This window comes from Pusillibacter faecalis, assembly GCF_018408705.1.
Lineage (GTDB): Bacteria > Bacillota > Clostridia > Oscillospirales > Oscillospiraceae > Oscillibacter > Oscillibacter faecalis.
This window is the reverse complement of record NZ_AP023420.1, coordinates 1,676,182-1,693,660: the sequence shown is the minus strand read 5'-3', so window position 1 is coordinate 1,693,660 and position 17,479 is coordinate 1,676,182. Positions and strand designations below refer to the sequence as shown.

At 56.3% G+C, this 17,479-nt stretch carries 13 protein-coding genes; 3 read left to right on the top strand and 10 right to left on the bottom strand.

Annotation, left to right across the window (positions count from 1 at the left end; genetic code table 11):
• Positions 1 to 31: 31 nt before the first annotated feature.
• Positions 32 to 1,012: a phosphate acetyltransferase gene (pta, locus tag KJS55_RS08470; RefSeq protein ID WP_187032492.1), complete on the bottom strand. Its 981-nt coding sequence runs from the start codon at positions 1,010 to 1,012 to the stop codon at positions 32 to 34.
• Positions 1,013 to 1,305: 293 nt separating this feature from the next.
• Between pta and KJS55_RS08465 the strand changes: the two genes are divergently transcribed.
• Positions 1,306 to 3,030, top strand: a complete 1,725-nt coding sequence (locus KJS55_RS08465) for a M23 family metallopeptidase (RefSeq protein ID WP_228300494.1) — start codon at positions 1,306 to 1,308, stop codon at positions 3,028 to 3,030.
• Between the two features lie 176 nt (positions 3,031 to 3,206).
• Here KJS55_RS08465 and KJS55_RS08460 read toward each other — a convergent pair whose 3' ends face one another.
• From KJS55_RS08460 to KJS55_RS08440, 5 genes are all read right to left on the bottom strand, one after another.
• Entirely contained in the window at positions 3,207 to 4,358 is a 1,152-nt protein-coding gene (locus tag KJS55_RS08460) for a M20 family metallopeptidase (protein WP_213543121.1), read from the bottom strand.
• Positions 4,359 to 4,394: 36 nt separating this feature from the next.
• Positions 4,395 to 5,060 (bottom strand): hypothetical protein, encoded by a 666-nt coding sequence (locus KJS55_RS08455; RefSeq protein ID WP_187032486.1) that lies wholly within the window; start codon positions 5,058 to 5,060, stop codon positions 4,395 to 4,397.
• A 22-nt stretch (positions 5,061 to 5,082) separates the two neighbouring features.
• Positions 5,083 to 5,784: a DUF5058 family protein gene (locus tag KJS55_RS08450; protein WP_213543120.1), complete on the bottom strand. Its 702-nt coding sequence runs from the start codon at positions 5,782 to 5,784 to the stop codon at positions 5,083 to 5,085.
• An 18-nt stretch (positions 5,785 to 5,802) separates the two neighbouring features.
• Positions 5,803 to 6,507, bottom strand: a complete 705-nt coding sequence (locus KJS55_RS08445) for a DUF5058 family protein (RefSeq protein WP_228300493.1) — start codon at positions 6,505 to 6,507, stop codon at positions 5,803 to 5,805.
• A 349-nt stretch (positions 6,508 to 6,856) separates the two neighbouring features.
• Complete coding sequence (locus tag KJS55_RS08440; protein ID WP_187032482.1) at positions 6,857 to 7,099, bottom strand: helix-turn-helix transcriptional regulator; 243 nt, start codon at positions 7,097 to 7,099, stop codon at positions 6,857 to 6,859.
• Between the two features lie 148 nt (positions 7,100 to 7,247).
• Between KJS55_RS08440 and KJS55_RS08435 the strand changes: the two genes are divergently transcribed.
• Positions 7,248 to 8,573, top strand: a complete 1,326-nt coding sequence (locus KJS55_RS08435) for a hypothetical protein (RefSeq protein WP_213543119.1) — start codon at positions 7,248 to 7,250, stop codon at positions 8,571 to 8,573.
• 275 nt (positions 8,574 to 8,848) lie between these two features.
• On the opposite strand, the gene KJS55_RS08430 is transcribed toward KJS55_RS08435, so the two are convergent.
• From KJS55_RS08430 to KJS55_RS08420, 3 genes are all read right to left on the bottom strand, one after another.
• On the bottom strand, positions 8,849 to 9,259 hold the full coding sequence (locus tag KJS55_RS08430) for a hypothetical protein (protein WP_187032478.1): 411 nt from the start codon (positions 9,257 to 9,259) through the stop codon (positions 8,849 to 8,851).
• A gap of 144 nt (positions 9,260 to 9,403) precedes the next feature.
• Complete coding sequence (locus KJS55_RS08425; protein WP_187032476.1) at positions 9,404 to 10,738, bottom strand: glucose-6-phosphate isomerase; 1,335 nt, start codon at positions 10,736 to 10,738, stop codon at positions 9,404 to 9,406.
• 657 nt (positions 10,739 to 11,395) lie between these two features.
• Positions 11,396 to 12,517 carry a D-alanyl-D-alanine carboxypeptidase family protein gene (locus KJS55_RS08420; protein WP_213543118.1) on the bottom strand — a complete coding sequence of 374 codons (1,122 nt, stop codon included), beginning with the start codon at positions 12,515 to 12,517 and terminating at the stop codon, positions 11,396 to 11,398.
• A gap of 147 nt (positions 12,518 to 12,664) precedes the next feature.
• Here KJS55_RS08420 and KJS55_RS08415 point away from each other — a divergent pair, with 147 nt between their 5' ends.
• On the top strand, positions 12,665 to 13,108 hold the full coding sequence (locus KJS55_RS08415) for a hypothetical protein (RefSeq protein ID WP_213543117.1): 444 nt from the start codon (positions 12,665 to 12,667) through the stop codon (positions 13,106 to 13,108).
• Positions 13,109 to 13,174: 66 nt separating this feature from the next.
• On the opposite strand, the gene KJS55_RS08410 is transcribed toward KJS55_RS08415, so the two are convergent.
• Positions 13,175 to 17,404 carry an S-layer homology domain-containing protein gene (locus tag KJS55_RS08410; protein ID WP_213543116.1) on the bottom strand — a complete coding sequence of 1,410 codons (4,230 nt, stop codon included), beginning with the start codon at positions 17,402 to 17,404 and terminating at the stop codon, positions 13,175 to 13,177.
• Positions 17,405 to 17,479 lie beyond the last annotated feature (75 nt).

Here is a 17,479-nt window from a genome sequence, read left to right as displayed (position 1 = left end):
GGGAGGGCTCTCTTTGTCATAAATGGTCAGCTCAATCGTCGCACAGGCCGGCGGTAATGATGGCCATGGAGTAGACCTCCTGGGCGTTGCATCCCCGGGAGAGGTCGTTGATCGGGGCGTTCAGGCCCTGCAGAATGGGCCCATAGGCGTCAAAGGAGCCCAGCCGCTGGGCAATCTTATAGCCGATGTTGCCGGCATTGATATCCGGGAAAATAAAGGTATTGGCATGGCCGGCCACTGAAGAACCCGGGCACTTGGTGTGTGCCACCTTTGGAGAAACCGCGGCGTCAAACTGCAGCTCGCCATCCACGTCCAAGTCCGGTGCAATCGCCTTCAGCTTGGCACAGGCGCCGCGCATCTTATCCACATCCTCACCCTTGCCAGAGCCATAGGTGGAATAGCTCAGATAGGCCATCTTCGGATCAACGCCGAAGAGCTTGGCGGTGGCGGCTGTCTCCAAGCCGATCTCCACCAGCTCGTCCTCTGTGGGATTGATATTGATGGCGCAGTCCGCCATCGCCAAAACCTCCCGATCACCGGTGGCGGAGGGACGGACCAGGATGAAGCAGGAGGACACGATCTTGTTGCCGGGCTTGGTCTTGATGATCTGCAGCGCCGGGCGAACCGTATCGGCGGTGGAATAAGTAGCGCCGCCCAGCAGGGAGTCCGCATAGCCCATCTTGACCAGCATCGTGCCGAAGTAATTGCCCTGCTTGAGCAGCTCCCGGGCCTGCTCCTCAGTGACCTTGCCCTTGCGCAGCGCGGTCAGCTCTGCGACCATCTTCTCCATGTCTTCAAAGGTGGCGGGATTGATGATTTCCGCGCCCCGGATATTGAAGCCAATCTCCTCTGCCACCTTTTGAATTTCCTCCGGATCTCCCACCAGTACAGGAGTTAAAAATGTTCCGGACAGCAGACGGGCGGAAGCCTCCAGAACGCGGGGATCGGTTCCCTCAGTAAATACAATTTTGCGGGGATGTGCTTTTAATTTGTTAATCAGAAATTCAAACATGTTGCTCTCCTCCAGAACAAAACTTACTAGCTTCATTATACACGCTTGCTTGCAAGGGTCAAATAAAAAATTGCCGTCTGCTGTAAAAATTTTCTTGAATTCTCTGTACATTTCCGTCAAACCCACAATCTCTCCCTGTTAAGCCTGTTCTTTTGCCCTAAAAAGGGTAAATTTTGCAAAAATGAACTATTTTTGAACAAAATTGGGGGTTGACTGAATTACTAAAAAGAGGTATGATAGGGAGCGGTAACAATTTGTAACTTTTTATGGTTCTCATATTCCAGAGGAGATTTATGGAACAGAAGAAACATCACGGAAGGAGTCCGCAGCCATCCCCAGCGTCCCACCGGGCAGAACGGAAGGCCGGGACTCAGACCAAAGACCGCTCGGAGGCCAGGACCCGCCGTTCCACACCAGAGCGTGCCGGGGCCAGCGCCAATTTCCTGTCCATTCAGGCCCGGCGTCTTACCCGCCGCGTCCGGCGCCTGCGCCGTCATATTCAAGACCTTCGGCAGGAAAACCAGGCATGTAATTTTCCGGAGTCCGACGCCCTGCCTGTGCAGCTTTTGCTTCTTGGCTGGAATATGCTTCCCATGCTGGGAAGTTTGATCTGGGAGCGGATTTCCAGAAGGAGAAAACAGTTTTTCCGCTGGGTTTCCGATCAGTTTGCCAGGATTCGCTGGAAAAAGCTGCATCCGGCCGCCTTCATTGGCGGCGGCTGCGCTTTAGTGGCTGTAGTCTTGGTATGCAGCACCTATACCTTGGGCGTTACCGTCTCCTATGATGGCGAAGTGATTGCCGCGGTAGCCAGCCAGTCTGAGGCGGACCAGGTCCGCTCCAATCTGGAGACTGTCACAACCCGGACTCTGGGCGAGTCCTTTACGATTGATGATTCCCTGATTCAGTATTCCTCCGGCCTGCTCAGCCGGCAGGAGGTAGTGGATGAGGCCACGCTGCAGGAGGACCTCTCCGAGGAAATTGGCCTGGTAACTCCCGCGTATTGCCTGTATGTGGACGGCGAATACATCGGCGCCACGCCCTATGAGGGCGCGCTGGAGGAGCTTTTGGTAAAGCTGAAGGAAGACGCCACCACAGAGGAGACCATTTCCTGCGAGTTTGCCGAGGATGTGGAAATCAAACAGGAGTATGTCCCCAGCGAGGACATCATGAACCTCGGCTATATTGCCGAGACGCTGTACAGCACCAAGAGCGCCGAAGTCACCTATGAGGTAAAGGCGGGGGATACCTGGTCGGAAATTGCCAACAGCCACGATCTGACCTCTGCGGAACTGCTGGAGCTCAACCCTGGATACAACATCGACAAATTGCAGATTGGCGAAGTTCTGACCCTGTCCGCCTCTGTCCCCTACCTGACGCTGACCGTGGTGCAGCAGGAACGGTATGTGGACGAGGTCAACTACGACATTGAGTATACGGACAGCGCCAATATGTACAAGGGCGACTACAAGGTTGTCTCTGCCGGGGAGTACGGTGCCGCTGACGTGGTGGCTAACGTCACCTATGTCAATGGTGTGGAGACAGAGCGCACCATTCTCTCTTCTGTGACACTGAAGGAGCCTGTGACAGAGCAGCGGCTCCAGGGCACCAAGGACCGCCCCACCTGGCTTCCCACCGGTACGTTCCGCTGGCCCACTTCCGGGCGGATTACTTCCTATTTTGGCGGACGGAGATCTCCCGGCGGCATTGGCTCCACCAACCACAAGGGGATTGATATTGCCAACAGCTATGGCGCTCCGGTTTACGCGGCGGATGGCGGTACAGTCACCTACGCCGGGTGGATGGGCGGCTATGGCTACCTGGTTCAGATCAGCCATGGCAACGGGTATGTCACCTACTACGGCCATAACAGCAGCCTGCTGGTATCTGTGGGCGATCATGTCTACAAGGGCCAGCAGATTGCCCGGGTCGGTTCCACCGGCAACTCCACCGGCAACCACTGTCACTTTGAGGTCCGGTACAACGGCGTGGCCAAGAACCCCCTCAACTACCTGCCATAAGTTCAGCGTGCGCTCCTTGCGGAGCGCACGCTTTTTCATAATCGCAGGCCAGTCCTTCCCTTTTCATTGGCCTTCAGGAACGCGCTCTGTTCCGGCCGTGCGGTCCTGTGCGGCGCTGGCCCCAATATTTCGGTAAAATTCTCTCCCGCTTTGTTGGCCGTTGTGGATGATGGAAATCAGATGGCAAGGATGGACAGGGCCAGAATTTTCGCCCGCTCGGTTAAGCTGTCCAGACGCATGTATTCCTGGGCGCTGTGATTCAGTTCTCCCCTGGCTCCCATGGCGCAGACGGTTGGTGCTCCCACCACGGACGTGTAACAGGAGTCAGACCCCGCACCGACGGTAATTCCCTCAATGTTCACACCAATCTTAGCTCCCTGCTCCCGCACAACGTTGTACAGAGCCACATTCGCCTCGGTCTTTTCCATCGGGATAAAGCCGCGGTTGGGATCACACACCAGCTTTGTCTGCGTTCTGGGAACATACGTCTTGGCACAGATTTCCTCCAGCGCCTTGAGAATCTTGGGCCCGCTGTCTACGGTCTTATACCGGAAGTCCCCTTTCATCTCCGCATGGGCGGCAATGCCATTGGCTGCCACACCGCCCGTGATGATGCCGGCATTAAAGGAGATATTGTCGTCCGTGTCACTGAAGCGATAGAGGTCCACCAGCTTATACACCAGCTCGCGCACAGCGCTGGCACCCTTTTCCGGGTCCTTTCCGGAATGCGCCGCAATGCCCTCCACAGTGATCTCAGGATAATAGATTCCCGTCCGGCCCAGGACGACGGTCCCCTTGTCGGACCCTGTCTCCATATTGAATACGGCGTCCTTTCCGGCGGCTGCTTTCCTCAGCTGTTCTGCCGCGTCGGTGTACGGGTGGCCTGCTTCCTCATCACCCACAAACATTACGGTCACGTTATTTTTGATGAGGTCCAGCTCGGACATGGCCCGCAAGGCATAGAGCGCGATGGTCACGCCGCTTTTCATATCCAGGACCCCTGGCCCATAGGCAATGCCATGTTCCTGCCGAAAGGGGCGTGCCGCGGCGGTTCCCTTGGGAAACACGGTGTCCAAATGTCCGATGATCATGACGTTCCGGGCATCCGGTGCTGTTCCCTTCCGCGTGGCCAAAACATGGGTTGCAATTCCCGGGTAGTCCAGATACTCCACTTGGAAGCCAATGGATTTCAGGTGGTCTCCAACGTTTGCGGCAACCTCTTTGATTCCCTCCGGACAGTCCGCGCCGCTGTCAATGTTCACCAGGGTTTCTAGTGTAGATACCATATTGTCATAGTAGCTGTCAATACGTTTGCATAGCTGGTCCATATCTGATCCTCCAAATCTTTTTATGTCCGGGGCAGCTCACTTATTTTCTGCGGCGGTCTTTTTCTGATCCATTACAAAGAATATGCGGTTGATCAGAATCCCGGAGACCACAATCAAAACGGTCAGGATTCCGTTGTTGATCCCCAGCTTTCCGCCAAAGAAGAGAATGGCAATGCCGGCAGCAATTCCGCAGATGCCGGTTCGGATATCCTTCCGGGCGATATCCACATAGATCGCGCCAAACAGCGCGGGCAAAATGTGATTGAACGCCTCTGTCACAAACGGCGGAAGCTTCGGTACCACCCACGAGCCGATGATAATGAAGAGTGTAATCATGCCCGCCGAGACGAATACGGAGCAGGCTGTGCCAATGGTTCCGATCACGTCGCCCTCATGTGTGCCCGGCTCCACGCCCGCGACCTTCTGGGCCATGGACGCCGCAGGCAGACGAATATCCCCAACACTGCCGGCCAGCCAGCCGATGTAGGAACCTGCGGTTCCAAGTGTCGCGAAGTAGGCAATGGGCTGCACAATCCAGGAAATCCCATAGGCGGACGCCACCAGAAGCCAGAGCTGAAGAAGAATAGATCCGGACGGCATCTCGCCATATCGCAGGCCCACATAAATAGCTGGAACGAAGTTTGCAATGATGGCAAACAGCATGGTCATGCGGCCAATTTTAATCAGCTTTTGATCGTACATACACGTCATCCTCCCGCTTTTATCAGCCCATGATGGCTTGGGTCAGGAACATACCGCCCAGCATGGAAATACCCAGGGCCAGCTCCTGGATTCTCTGGTGCTTTTTAAACGCCGTGGTCAGCACCAGCATGATCACACCGGACAGAATTGCAGCAGCCCATTTGATACTGGTTTTACCCACCAGCTGATTGGTCAGCAGATAAGCGAACAGGCCCAGTGTCGCGCCGCCCATCAACAGTTTCACCCACTTGGGGTTCAGCTTCTCATTCATCTTTACCACAATGCCGCTCATTCTGTGGTTTAAAAGAAGAACAATTACCAGCCAGCCCAGGTTGTTCAGCGCCATGGCCCACAGAGAGTACGAAAAAGCAGTGGTGCCGAAAGACTCTGTACCAACCTCCGCGCCCGCCATGCCGGCGGCCAGAGAGATGACAGCCAGCTCCGTTCTGGCCGCGCCCACATCGCAAAGCCGCATCCAGGTGGTCGGTGCGCCGATCACCGCCACCATGCTCAAAAGCACAATCACAGGAGAGAATGACGGGCCGATGGAAGTGATAATTGCGGAGCGGATACCGGCCCGGTATCTCTGCCGTTCGATTCCAATTTCATGTGCCTCTTTCAGGGACGTGCGGAAGAACACCAGCGCCTGTACCATGGTCGCAATTACCATGACAGAGGATGCAATCCACAGTCCCGGGCTATTGATCATTGCTTGAAAATCCATAATTCCCCTCCTAAAATGTCAATTGATCATCAGCTCCGTCAGAAACATACCCGCCAGCAGGGACAGCCCCAGGGAGATCTCTTGCAAAATATGATTCTTATGTAGAAATTTTGTCAAGATCAGCATAGTTGCCCCTGCAATCACAGCCGCAAGATAGTTTGGCGGCGCCTTTCCCACCAGCTGTCCGGAGAGCAGATAGGCAAATAATCCAAGATTCGCTCCGGCCAGCATGGCAGAAATCCATTTGGGGTCGTAGGTCTGATTCAGCCTTGCGACAATACGGCTCATTCTGTGGTTCAGGAGCCATACGACAAACAGCCAGCCAAACCCGTTCAGCGCAATGGCCCACAGGGCATAGGTGAATGCCCGGACCCCCATATCCGCCGCGCCAATCTCCACACCCGCATAGTTTGCCGCCATGGTGACCACCGCCAGTTCCGTGCGCGCCGCTCCCACGTTGTTGAGTACCATCCAGGTGGTTGGACCGCCCACAATGGCAATCATGGAGATCATAATAATGATGGGCGACAGCGAGGGGCCCGCGGCGGTAAGCGCCGCGCTGCGAAGACAGGCCGTCTTCTGCTTGTTGCTGAATCCAAGGATTTCCGCCTCTTTCCACGAGGTGCGGAGAAAAAGCCCCGCCTGAATCAAAGACATCATGACCATGAGAGACGACGCAATCCAAAGATCAGCTCCATTGATCATATTCTGAAAATCAATCATACCTCACCTCCTGTCCATTTCGTTGTGATGTCAACGTCCAAAGTATCTTGCGGTTTGATATGGTCGATTGTAAAAGATGGAAAACATCTATAATAGGCCCAGAAGTTGTCTAAATCTAAAATTGTTGTTTTCTATAGCAAAACCGCCCTCTTTTTGTGCAAAACCAAGAATTTTATGTACAAAATATTGGGATTTCAACTATCTCACAGGCCCTGTTTGGCACCTCATGTCCGGATGGTCTATTGCCGCATGGTCATGGGGCCACAGCAGGCACGCAGACAACGAATCCCGGCCATCGTTCCAAAAAAAATTCCCCGCCTCCTGGACAAACAGGAAGCGGGGGATCTCTCTATTTTTCAACCAGCTGGTCCAGGCTGACGCCGAGGGCAACTGAGATTTTATAAAAGGTTTCCACAGAAAAATTATATCCAGCCTTTTCCGATTGAATCTGCCTGATAAAGTCATGGGAAAGGTCCACCATTTCCGCAAGCTGCGCGGAGGTCAGTCCCTTTTCATTTCGATATTTCTTAATGTTACGCCGTATGGTATTGTAGATATCCTCATCAAAGACCAGCTGTTCCGCCTTTTTCATTATGAGCCACCACCTAACAAAAGTGTAGCGAAGTGCCGTCAAAATGTATGTTAGGTTTTGCCTCACATAATATGCTTGTCTTTTTTAGGACTCTTTGTTAAAATAAAGTTTTATAAGGGGAATTTGTGGAAAATAGGCTGGTGAAATCATGAAGCTGTGCGTATTGGGCCCGGTCAACACCGTAACCCGAAATGCCGGTATTATCAAGGATGCATTCCCGGAGCTGGACGTATATGAGGCCGCTTACGACGTGTATACGGAAGCATTGGACATGATTGATCAAATTCAGCAGGAGGCGGACATGGTCCTCTTTCCCGGTAAGGCCTCCTATGCGCTGTGCAAGCGGAGCCGGAGGCAATTGATCCCCTGGGAGTATCTTCCCCGCCACATCAGCTCTCTGCACAGAACGCTGTTGGAGGTCCAGCGCAGGTTCCACTGTGGAATCTGCCGCATCAGCTATGACACGCTGGATTCCTCCTTGATTCTCACCGCGTATCAGGAAATCGGGTTTCGCGCGGAGGATCTCCGCCTCTATGTGGCTGAGCAGCGGCTGCTGGACCCAGGATATCTGGATTACCTCATGGAGTTTCACCAAAATAACTATTGCCGAAATGGCGTGAGCTGTTGTATCACGGGACTGACCGAAATCGCGGGCCGCCTGAATCAGCTGAAGATTCCCTGCGCGGTCACACTTCCAGCCAGCACGCTGGTCATTGATACCGTCAAAAGGCTGCAGCTGCGCTATCAGGCACAGCTGAACCTGGAGAGCTGGATCGTGGTGATCATGCTGGAGGTCTCCTTTGCCGGGAACTATTCCATTATGGGGGAGGATGATTATGGATACCTTGCCAACCGGATCAAGGTTCTGGAGAACATCTATTCTTTCAGCTCCCGGATTGACGGTGTTGTGGTCGAGGATACGCCCAAGAGCTTTTTAATTTTTACAACCCGAAAGTTAATTGAACTGGAGACAAATCACTTTCAATATTTAGATCTGCTGGATATTTTGAACATCTGCCGGGCTGAAAACATTGCCGTGGGGATTGGCTGTGGAAATACGGCCTGCGAGTCCCGCAGCCACGCCAGAACTGCCATCGAGATGGCGAAAAAGGCTTCGTCAAACTGTGCCTATGTGGTTTTAGAAGACGGCTCTGTTCTAAAACCCTTAATTTCCCGGCAGGAAAGCCCTGCTAATGAAATTCAAATTGACAGAAATCTCACCCTTGCGGCAAAGCGGGCGGGACTCAGCGCCACAACCCTCTTTGCCATCTTGAAGCACACCCGAAAAAGCGGGCTGGAGGAGTTCACCTCTCGCCAGCTTGCCTCCCTCTGCGGGTTCAGCACACGCACCATGGACCGCATCCTGCAAAAGCTCCTATCAGCGGGGTGCTGCAAGGTCATCGGCATGTATTCAGAAAACGGGTGTGGGCGGCCCAGCCGGGTCTTTCAATTTACCTGGTCCAATTTGCTTTGAAGGCCGCCTGTATCTCACCAGCAGCCTTGGCATTCCGGGGCTTTCTTTCCATGTACGGAGAGCTCTCCCTGCTGTCAAAGGGGACTGTTTTTCCATGTTTTTGAATGCAGCCTGCCCAAGAAACCCAGGTGGGTCTCTTGGGCAGTTGGCAAGTCCCAATGGAACATGGATCAACTCTGCCGCCAGCCCGTTGACCGGGCCGGCAACATTGGCCGCAAATGCGCAATGCACAGTCTCTTTGAAAAAGCCCCCTCCTTCCGGAGGGGGCTTGTCTCTTATAGGTATCTTCCCATGCCGTCAGTGGCGCTGGAAATATCGGCGCTGATGGTGACGGTGAACTTAATATTGTTCCGCTCACCGAAAACATCCAGCCAGTTGAGGAAATCCTCGGTCTCCTGGTCCACATCGCGGCCAACAATCCTGCACAGGCTATCGATGAACACATGGGAGATGTCATAGTTGCCCGCGTACAGGCCACTGATAAAGCCGCGGAAGGAGTCGTAGTTATTCAGCTTATACTCCTCGGCATCAATCAGGCGGATATGATAGTGAATATCATACGTCATGTTGCGGTTTGCCTCGATGCAAACTACGTTGCCGGGTTCGTCCTTTGCCGCGTTGTTAATCATTTCAATGAGCTGCTTCGTCTTGCCGGAGCCCTTGGAGCCCATAATCAATCGAACCATACTATATCACTCCTGTCGTTTATTTGGGGTGTTCTCCGCTGTCTTTAGGATAGCATATAGCGAGGGAAAAAACAATCATAAAAAAGCAGATTCAGGATTTATTCACAAAGTGCCAGGGGAGCGGCCAAACCGCTCCCCTCTTGATTACCGATTCAGTTTGGCCTCCAGCTCCGTGCGGCGCTGCTCATAGCCCGGCTTCCCCAGCAAGGCAAACATATTCTTCTTGTAGGCCTCCACACCGGGCTGGTCAAAAGGATTGACCCCCAGCAGGTATCCGGACAGGCCGCAGGCGTACTCAAAGAAGTAGATCAGCTGCCCCAGGGCGGCCGGGGTTTTGCCGTCGGCCTCCACAATCAGGTTGGGCACGCCGCCCTCCGTGTGCGCCAGGAGGGTGCCCTCCATCGCCCGGTCCCGGATGAAGTCCATGGTCTCTCCGGCCAGGAAGTTCAGCCCATCGCCGTCGGTCTCGTCCCGGGGAACCCGCAGCTCACTGTCGGAGGCGCCCAGCCGCACCACGGTCTCCAGCATCAGCCGGCGGCCCTCCTGGATATACTGGCCCATGGAGTGCAGGTCCGCGGTGAAGTCCACGCTGGCGGGGAAGAGTCCCTTGCCCTCCTTGCCCTCGCTCTCGCCGTAGAGCTGCTTCCACCACTCGCTCATAAAGCGGAACGCCGGGTCATAGCAGGCCAGCAGCTCCACAGAGCGGCCCGCCTGATACAGGGCATAGCGGGCGGCGGCGTAGCGCCAGGCGGGACAGTCCAGACCGCCCCGGGCACAAGTCCTCATCATCTCTGCTGCGCCGGCCATCAATGCCTCAATGTCCACGCCGGCCACGGCGATGGGCAGCAGACCCACGGCGGTCAGCACGCTGTATCGGCCGCCGATCTCATCCGGTACCACAAAGGTCTCCCAGCCCTCGGCGTCCGCCAGGGATTTCAGCGCGCCCCGGGCCTTGTCGGTGGTGGCATAGATCCGCCGTCCCGCGGCCTCTTTGCCGTACTTCTTCTCCAGAGCCTCCCGGAAAAACCGGAACGCCACCGCCGGCTCCGTGGTAGTACCAGACTTGGAGATCACATTCACGGAGAAGTCCACGTCCGAGACCAGGTCCAGCGTTTCCTGCAGTGCGTCGGCGGAGAGGCCATTTCCAATGAAATAGACGTTCGGGGTGGATTTTTTCTTCAAATTATAGTTGGGGGAGCACAGGCAGTCGATGACGCCCCTGGCCCCCAGGTAGGACCCGCCGATGCCCACCACCACCAGGGCTTGGGAGTCGCTTTGAATCCGCTTCGCGGCGGCGAGAATCCTGGCGAACTCCTCCCGGTCGTAGCTCTCCGGCAGATGGACCCAGCCAGTGAACTCTCCGCCAGCGCCGCTGCCTGTCTGCAGCTTCTCCTGGGCTTCCTGGAGCCGGGAGGTCAGTTCCTCCTCATAGGATGTGTTCAGAAATTTCTCCATTTCAAACAGCCTGACGTTCAGCATCATTTTCCTCCTTCGGCGGCCAAGCCGCCTGTTAACTCGCTACCGACTCTCTTTTTTCTCCCAGCTGGTCGCACGGCAACGCAGAATTGCCCCTTGGAAGCTTTTTCTGCGGCCAAGCCGCCTGTTAACTCGCTGCCGGGTCTCTTTTTTCTCCCAGCTTGTCGCACGACAACGCAGAATTGCCCCTTGGAAGCTTTTTACTGCGGCCAAGCCGCCTGTTAACTCGCTGCCGGGTCTCTTTTTTCTCTCAGCTGGTCGCACGGCAACGCAGAATTGCCCCTTGGAAGCTTTTTACTGCGGCCAAGCCGCCTGTTAACTCGCTGCCGGGTCTCCTTTTTCTCCCAGCTTGTCGCACGACAACGCAGAATTGCCCCTTGGAAGCTTTTTACTGCGGCCAAGCCGCCTATGAACTCGCTGCCAGGTCTCCTTTTTCTCTCGGCTGGTCGCACGACAACGCAGAATTGCCCCTTGGAAGCTTTTTCTGCGGCCAAGCCGCCTATGAACTCGCTGCCGGGTCTCCTTTTTTTCCCAGCTTGTCGCACGGCAACCAAGAGCTGCGTTGCAAAGGCCGCAAGAATGCCGCTTTGATGATTTTTAGAGCGCGAAATCGTTTGCGGATATCGGTAGTATATCATATTCTTCCCGGCGGGGCAAGTATCAATCAGACAAAAGCGCCAGCCGCAGCAGCCGCAGCAGCATCTGGCCGTATGTGATCCGGGGCACCTCCTCGCCGGCCAGCAGCGGAATCTCCGCCACCACCTCTTCACCGGAGCTGACGGTCAGCATTCCCAGCTGGTCCCCCAGGGCTACCGGAGCTTTCACTCCCGCCGACAGTGTCACCGTCTGCTGCAGGTCGCCCGCCTTGGCCTTTTCCAGCAGCAGTGTGCCTCCATCTCCCAGCACCGGCTGGACCGTTGCCTGGGTCCCCAGGGTCACAGGCACAGGGCTCAGCGGCGTCTCTGGCGCCACATGCTTGAGGGCGTAGGTGGAAAAGCCATAGTTCAACAGGGTCTGGGCGTCGGCAAAGCGCTGGGCGGAGGTGGCGTCCTTCATGATCACCGCGATCAGCTCCATGCCGTCACGCTCCGCCGTGCCGGAGAGACAGTAGAGCGCGCTGTCCGTGGACCCGGTTTTCAGGCCCGTGGCTCCCTCATAGAAGCGGACCAGCTTGTTGGTGTTCACCAGCTGGGACGCGCCGCCCCGAAGGGAGTCCATCCAGATCGTGGTATACTGGCGGATGTCCGGGTGGTTCAGGATCAGCTCCCGGCTCATGATGGCGATATCGTGGGCGGAGGTGACATGCCCCGCCGCGGGTAGGCCCGTGGCGTTTTGAAAGGTGGTGTCATTCATGCCCAGCTCCTTGGCCCGCTGGTTCATGCGCTCCACAAAGGCCTCCTCGCTGCCGGAGATGGCCTCGCCCAGCGCCACGGCGCAGTCGTTGGCGCTGACCACGCAAACAGCCTTGAGCATCTCATCCACCGTCATCTGCTCGTTCTCTTTCAGCCAGATTTGACTTCCGCCCATGGAGCAGGCGTGGGCAGAGGCCGTCACCATGGTGTCGTAGCTCAAAACGCCGGAGTCAACGGCCTCCATGGTCAGGAGAATAGTCATCACCTTGGTGACGCTGGCGGGCTCCAGCTTGGCGTGCTCATCCTTGGCGTAGAGAATGGCGCCAGTCTCCTTTTCCATCAGCAGGGCGGATGGAGCGGCCACCTCCACGGCGCCGGCGGTGGTGGTCAGCGCCAATACAGCGCAAATCGCGGCCAGGAATTTTTTCATGGTGATCCCCCTTTCATCTCATGGTATGAGACAAGGCGGACATTCATGACAGGCCGGGGAACTTCCGGAGGGATTTTTTGCCTGGTTGCACGCTTTTGTGCAATCAGGCGTTCCGAGCACTCTATATAATAAAAAGGAGGAGCATCCATGCAGCACACAACCAGCCACGAATTAAGCCAGTGGGCGGAGACAGACCGGATTCTACGAGAGGATTTCAACAGCGACAACGCAAAGATTGAGGCGGCGTTAGCAGATCATGCTGCGGCCCTGTCCAGACTGGGCAACTGCAAAATTGAGTACGGCAGCTACACCGGCACCGGCCGGTGCGGCCTCGACAGAAACAGCCTGACCTTTTCAGGATCGCCCCTGGCCGTCATTGTGGTGGACGGTACTTTTGGTTCCCATCTCATCATGCTGCGGGACGCGATCCGCGCCCTGTATCTCTCGTACACCAAAGAGGACATCACCATGGTCAGCCTGCGGTGGGAACCGGAGAACGGCGTCAGCTGGTTTGCAAACACCGCCGAGCAGCAGGCAAACGCCGCTTCCCGCACATATTACTATATTGCTCTGCTTGCCGCCGACGAATGAGCGGAAAAATCCCCGGGCCGAAGCCCGGGGATTTTTCGCCCTAATCAGAGATTTACCATGTCAGGATCAAGAGAAGGTGCAGTCCTGATAGCCGGTACCGTCATTGTTGATCGTCACGGTGTCATTGCCGTCCAGGGTGTTGCTGTTAACTCCGCCGTAAATGTCAGCTGCGGTAATCTGTACCGTTTCGCCGTTAGCCAGCGCGGTGTTGAAGGTCAAAACGATCGTCTTGCCGTTCACAGCCACGTTGGTGATCACTGCACTACTGGTACCAGCAGTTACACTGAAGGAACCAGCTTTCAGAGGAGCAGAGGAAGCCGTCACATTCTGGTTGAAGGTGAGCGTCAGAGTTCTGCCGTCTGCAGAGAGGCCCTTGGCGCTGACAGTCTCGTCCAGAGTCAGCTTCTTGATCGAGGGCTTCGCCACAACATCACTGACCTCGATATCGCCGTTCACGGTGATCCACTGGTCAGCGGCAGCGGCCAAGCTGTTGAACGTGTAGGTCTGGCCGCCCACGGTCACAGTCACATCATAGGACACGTTCTCGTTGCCCGCGGCCACGGTCACAGTCATCTTCACCTGATCTCCGCCGGTGATGTTCTGCACCTTGCTAAACTCCACCAGCAGGGTATCGGTGTAGGTGTTGCCCGCACCGGTAGTGAAGAAGTTGTCGATCTTTGCCGCAGTGCCGGTCTGCGGAGAGCCAGCAGCCACATAGTCAATACCGGCCAGCTCGTTTGCAGTCAGGTTGGTCGTGTTGGCAGTGACGTCGTACAGATCCGTCAGGCTGTTCAGGCCATAGACCGTGACAACCACGAACTGATCGCCCTTGGCGGTGGTGGTCGCACCGGGAACAGTCTGAGCCGCATTCGCAGCAGCGCCCAGAGCGGTCTTGGTGGTTACGTCACCGTTGGTGCCAGTCAGCGTGTAGGTCAGCTTACCGCTAGATGCGTCATCCGTCTTTACGGTGAAGCTCAACTGTGCGGCGCTGCTTGTGGACAGGCTTGCGGTAGGCGTAGCGGCCAGCTTGCCGGTATTCCGATCCTTGGTGTTATCCCAGGAATCCAGATACAGGGTGTTGCCGGTATCGCCGTCCACATACTTCACAGCCACGTTGTTGACCGTGAGACTGACCAGTTCCACAGTCAGTTTAGCGGAGCTATCACCCACAACGCCGTTCCACATGCCAGTGCCAGTGCTGGTTCCGGCAATAAACGTCGTCACGGAGGGCATTGCGATGGTAGTTCCGTTGGCTTTCACCGCCACCGTGTAGGTCACAGTCGCGCCAGGTGCAGCGTACTCAGGCGCCGCCACGGTCCAGTTCACATAGCCAAAGCCATTGAAGTTCTGGACGCTGTAGGTCAGCAGGCCGTCAATGCCGGTCTCGGTGCCAGTGCCGGGCTTCTGGTTGCCGGTGATCAGCTCGGTGTGGTTGACAAACACCACCCACTCGGCAACGCCGTTGGAATCCAGAACCGCGTACACCTCGCCGTCGTACTGGAAGCCGGCAGCGGTGCTGGCGTCAGCCAGATGAGAGATGGCAGAGTCAACGTCGGAGAAATTGGTGGCCACATTGGCCTCGCCGTTCTCGGTCTGGATGGTCACGGCCTTGGCGCCGCTGGTCAGAGCCAGGCCCACGTCGGTGCGGGCGGCGGTGATATACAGGGTGCGGCCCTGCAGGCTCAGGGTGTTAGGATCGTCCCAAATGGTGGTAGCGCTGGGCGTGCTGCCAGCGGCAGAGTTTGTGGTCAAATCGCCCCGCATGTAGTAGACGTCCTGGCCGTCGATCTCCACACGGTTGTCGGTGTAGAGCTTGGTCACGTCCTTGATGGAAACCACATAGTCGCCGTCAAAGCGCAGCTCCTGCACGGTGCCCTTGGTCAGAGCGTCGATGGTGCTCTTATACTTGCTCTTGGCGGTCAGGGTCTGCTTCTCGCCGCCCAGAACCGCATCGAACTCCCAGTAATAGGTGTCGTCCTTAATCTCCTCGCTCTTGGCGCCGGAGACGATATAGGCGTAGTTGGCGGTAGCGCCGCGGGCCTCGCCGATGACGACAGCACCGATCACATAGTAGTCGCTGTCATACACGGTGTAGACCTGGCCCTCAGCCACAGCCTGAGCGTCGTCCACGTCAACGTCGATGTCCACGTTCTGCACACCGGTGTAGACGCCTGTCACCTCAGTGATGGCCTTCGCCAGGGTGTTGGTGGTGTCCACCACGTCCAGGTCCACGGTCAGGAAGACAGTCTCATCCTCGCCGTAAACGCGGTTATTGGTGGTCAGATCGTCCACAACGCTCAGCGCGTCGGTGCGGATGGTGGTTGTCTTGTCGGTCTTTTCATAGGTGGTCTTGGTCATCCGGACGCAGGGCTTCAGGGTATAGGTGCCGTCGTCCTCGGTATAGGTGTACCACTGGTTCAGGTCATAGATACCGTCCTCGCCGTACTTGCCGGCCTGAGCCCACGCGCTGTCACCAGTCTGGAGGCCGTCGCCGAGATCGCTGTAGCCGCCGGTGGACCACTTGATGAAGTGGCTGGCGTTGTGACGTGCATCGCCGGTCAGGTTGTGAACCTTGTCGATGTTCTTGTCGGTATCGGTGACATTGACCTGAATGTTCTTCATGGTGCCGTCCAGGAAGATGGCGCTGGCAGTAGCGGTCTTCACAGACAGGTTGGAAGAATCGCGGTCAAAGCCGGTGATGAACACATAGTTCTTGGTGCCCTCAAACAGCTCTACGCCGACAAAGTAGCCGTTAGCGTCCAGATACACGGTGTAGGTGTTGTCGGTCAGCAGGGTGTCGTTATAGGTGTCCAGCACTTCCTTGTCATAGTAGGCCATGACATTGCGCTTGTACTCCTCACCGCCGGTGGTCAGCTTGGTAACATAGCGGTTGGAGCCAACCTTGTCATTGCCCTCGCTGCTGGCGGAGAACTTGGTGACAGTGGAATCCTCCAGAACTTCGGGGTTGGACACTACGGCAACCTCGCCGTTGTTGTTGTCCTTCCAGGAGATGTTCACCAGATAGAAGCCGTCCTTGGTGACGTCGGTCACGTTGGCGACCTCTTCCACGTCGACGTTATAGGTCTTGGTGGAGTTGACGCCGGTATACACGCTGAGGGGAGCGTACTCCTTGCTCTCGCTGTAGTCGGCGGTGGCCTTGGACAGCCAGGTGTTGATGGACACGAAGGTGATCACGTCCTTGTCGGTGTCCAGATACACCTTGGTCACAACGCCGTCACCGGTAGCGCCCAGGGCGGTGGTGTTGGAGCGCACCATGTCGTCCTTGTCAAAGCGCTTGATGGTGGTGAAGCTGCCGGAGAGGGTGCCTTCGCCCTTGGCGTCGACGCCGTCCACATAGACTTCCAGGTCGTTGTCCTTGATCACGCCGGACTTGAGCAGATCATAGGCGTCCTTGCCGGTCACCTTGGTGGTATATGTCTCGACGATCAGATCGGTGCGCTCATAGGTGCCGATCTCGCTCTTGTCGAAGACCCAGGTGTTGGCGGGGGCCATGAACTTATCGTTGTCATCCTTGCGGACCAGCTTGGGGAAGAACTCCTCAGCGAACTGAACGAAGTCGTCGTCCTTGATGTTGCCGTCCTCGTTGATGCCCTCGGTCCAGGTCACAGGCTTCGCGTTGCCCTGGGAGATGGTCACGTCCACGCCATTGACGTTGGTGGTGATCTTCTGGTCATAGTCCACCATGGTGGCCTTCAGGGTGTTGAAGGCGTACAGGGCGGCCTCCTCACGGGTGACGAAGTCCACGCCGTTGAACTCATCCACCAGGCCCTTGTTCAGGCCGATGCCGATGGCCTGCTTGGCAACGTTGATGGACCAGTTGCCGCCGGTGTAGCCCTCATAGGTGGCGTCATAGCCCAGGGCGCCCAGCAGCATCTTCATGAAGGCATAGCCGGTCAGGGTGCCAGCGGGACGGAAAGAACCGTCGGCATAACCGGAGATGATGCCCTCCTTGGCGCAGTAAGCGATGTAGCCGGAGAAGGTGTTGCTCACAGGCACATCCTTATAGGGAGCGGTGTCTGCGTGCAGCTCCGCTGCGGTGGTGGGGCCCAGGATCAGGTTGCAGATGATCTTGGCCGCAGCCCCACGGGTCAGAGTGTTCTGGGGCTTGAAGCTGCCGTCTTCATAGCCATCCACAACACTGATTTCGGAAATCACGTCGACAGCTTCTTTGTAGTTCAGCTCTTCGTCGTCCGTGAATTCCTTGGCGCCGGCATTGATCGTGACGAGAGACATCATCATGGTCAGCGCCAGCACCAGAGAAAGGAACTTCTTCATGGTTTCCTCCTTTTAGATTTAGCGGAAATTACCGCCATTTTTGTCAAAACTTTGGTCTTCCGCTCCGCCCGGCGC

Excerpts from the sequence above, each read along its gene's own strand:
- KJS55_RS08425 (WP_187032476.1), bottom strand. The coding sequence starts at position 10,738 with ATGCTGAACGTCAGGCTGTTTGAAATGGAGAAATTTCTGAACACATCC.
- KJS55_RS08430 (WP_187032478.1), bottom strand. The coding sequence starts at position 9,259 with ATGGTTCGATTGATTATGGGCTCCAAGGGCTCCGGCAAGACGAAGCAG.
- KJS55_RS08445 (WP_228300493.1), bottom strand. The coding sequence starts at position 6,507 with ATGATTGATTTTCAGAATATGATCAATGGAGCTGATCTTTGGATTGCG.
- KJS55_RS08460 (WP_213543121.1), bottom strand. The coding sequence starts at position 4,358 with ATGGACCAGCTATGCAAACGTATTGACAGCTACTATGACAATATGGTA.
- KJS55_RS08410 (WP_213543116.1), bottom strand. The coding sequence starts at position 17,404 with ATGAAGAAGTTCCTTTCTCTGGTGCTGGCGCTGACCATGATGATGTCT.
- KJS55_RS08440 (WP_187032482.1), bottom strand. The coding sequence starts at position 7,099 with ATGAAAAAGGCGGAACAGCTGGTCTTTGATGAGGATATCTACAATACC.
- KJS55_RS08465 (WP_228300494.1), top strand. The coding sequence starts at position 1,306 with ATGGAACAGAAGAAACATCACGGAAGGAGTCCGCAGCCATCCCCAGCG.
- KJS55_RS08455 (WP_187032486.1), bottom strand. The coding sequence starts at position 5,060 with ATGTACGATCAAAAGCTGATTAAAATTGGCCGCATGACCATGCTGTTT.
- KJS55_RS08420 (WP_213543118.1), bottom strand. The coding sequence starts at position 12,517 with ATGAAAAAATTCCTGGCCGCGATTTGCGCTGTATTGGCGCTGACCACC.
- KJS55_RS08450 (WP_213543120.1), bottom strand. The coding sequence starts at position 5,784 with ATGGATTTTCAAGCAATGATCAATAGCCCGGGACTGTGGATTGCATCC.
- KJS55_RS08435 (WP_213543119.1), top strand. The coding sequence starts at position 7,248 with ATGAAGCTGTGCGTATTGGGCCCGGTCAACACCGTAACCCGAAATGCC.
- KJS55_RS08415 (WP_213543117.1), top strand. The coding sequence starts at position 12,665 with ATGCAGCACACAACCAGCCACGAATTAAGCCAGTGGGCGGAGACAGAC.
- pta (WP_187032492.1), bottom strand. The coding sequence starts at position 1,012 with ATGTTTGAATTTCTGATTAACAAATTAAAAGCACATCCCCGCAAAATT.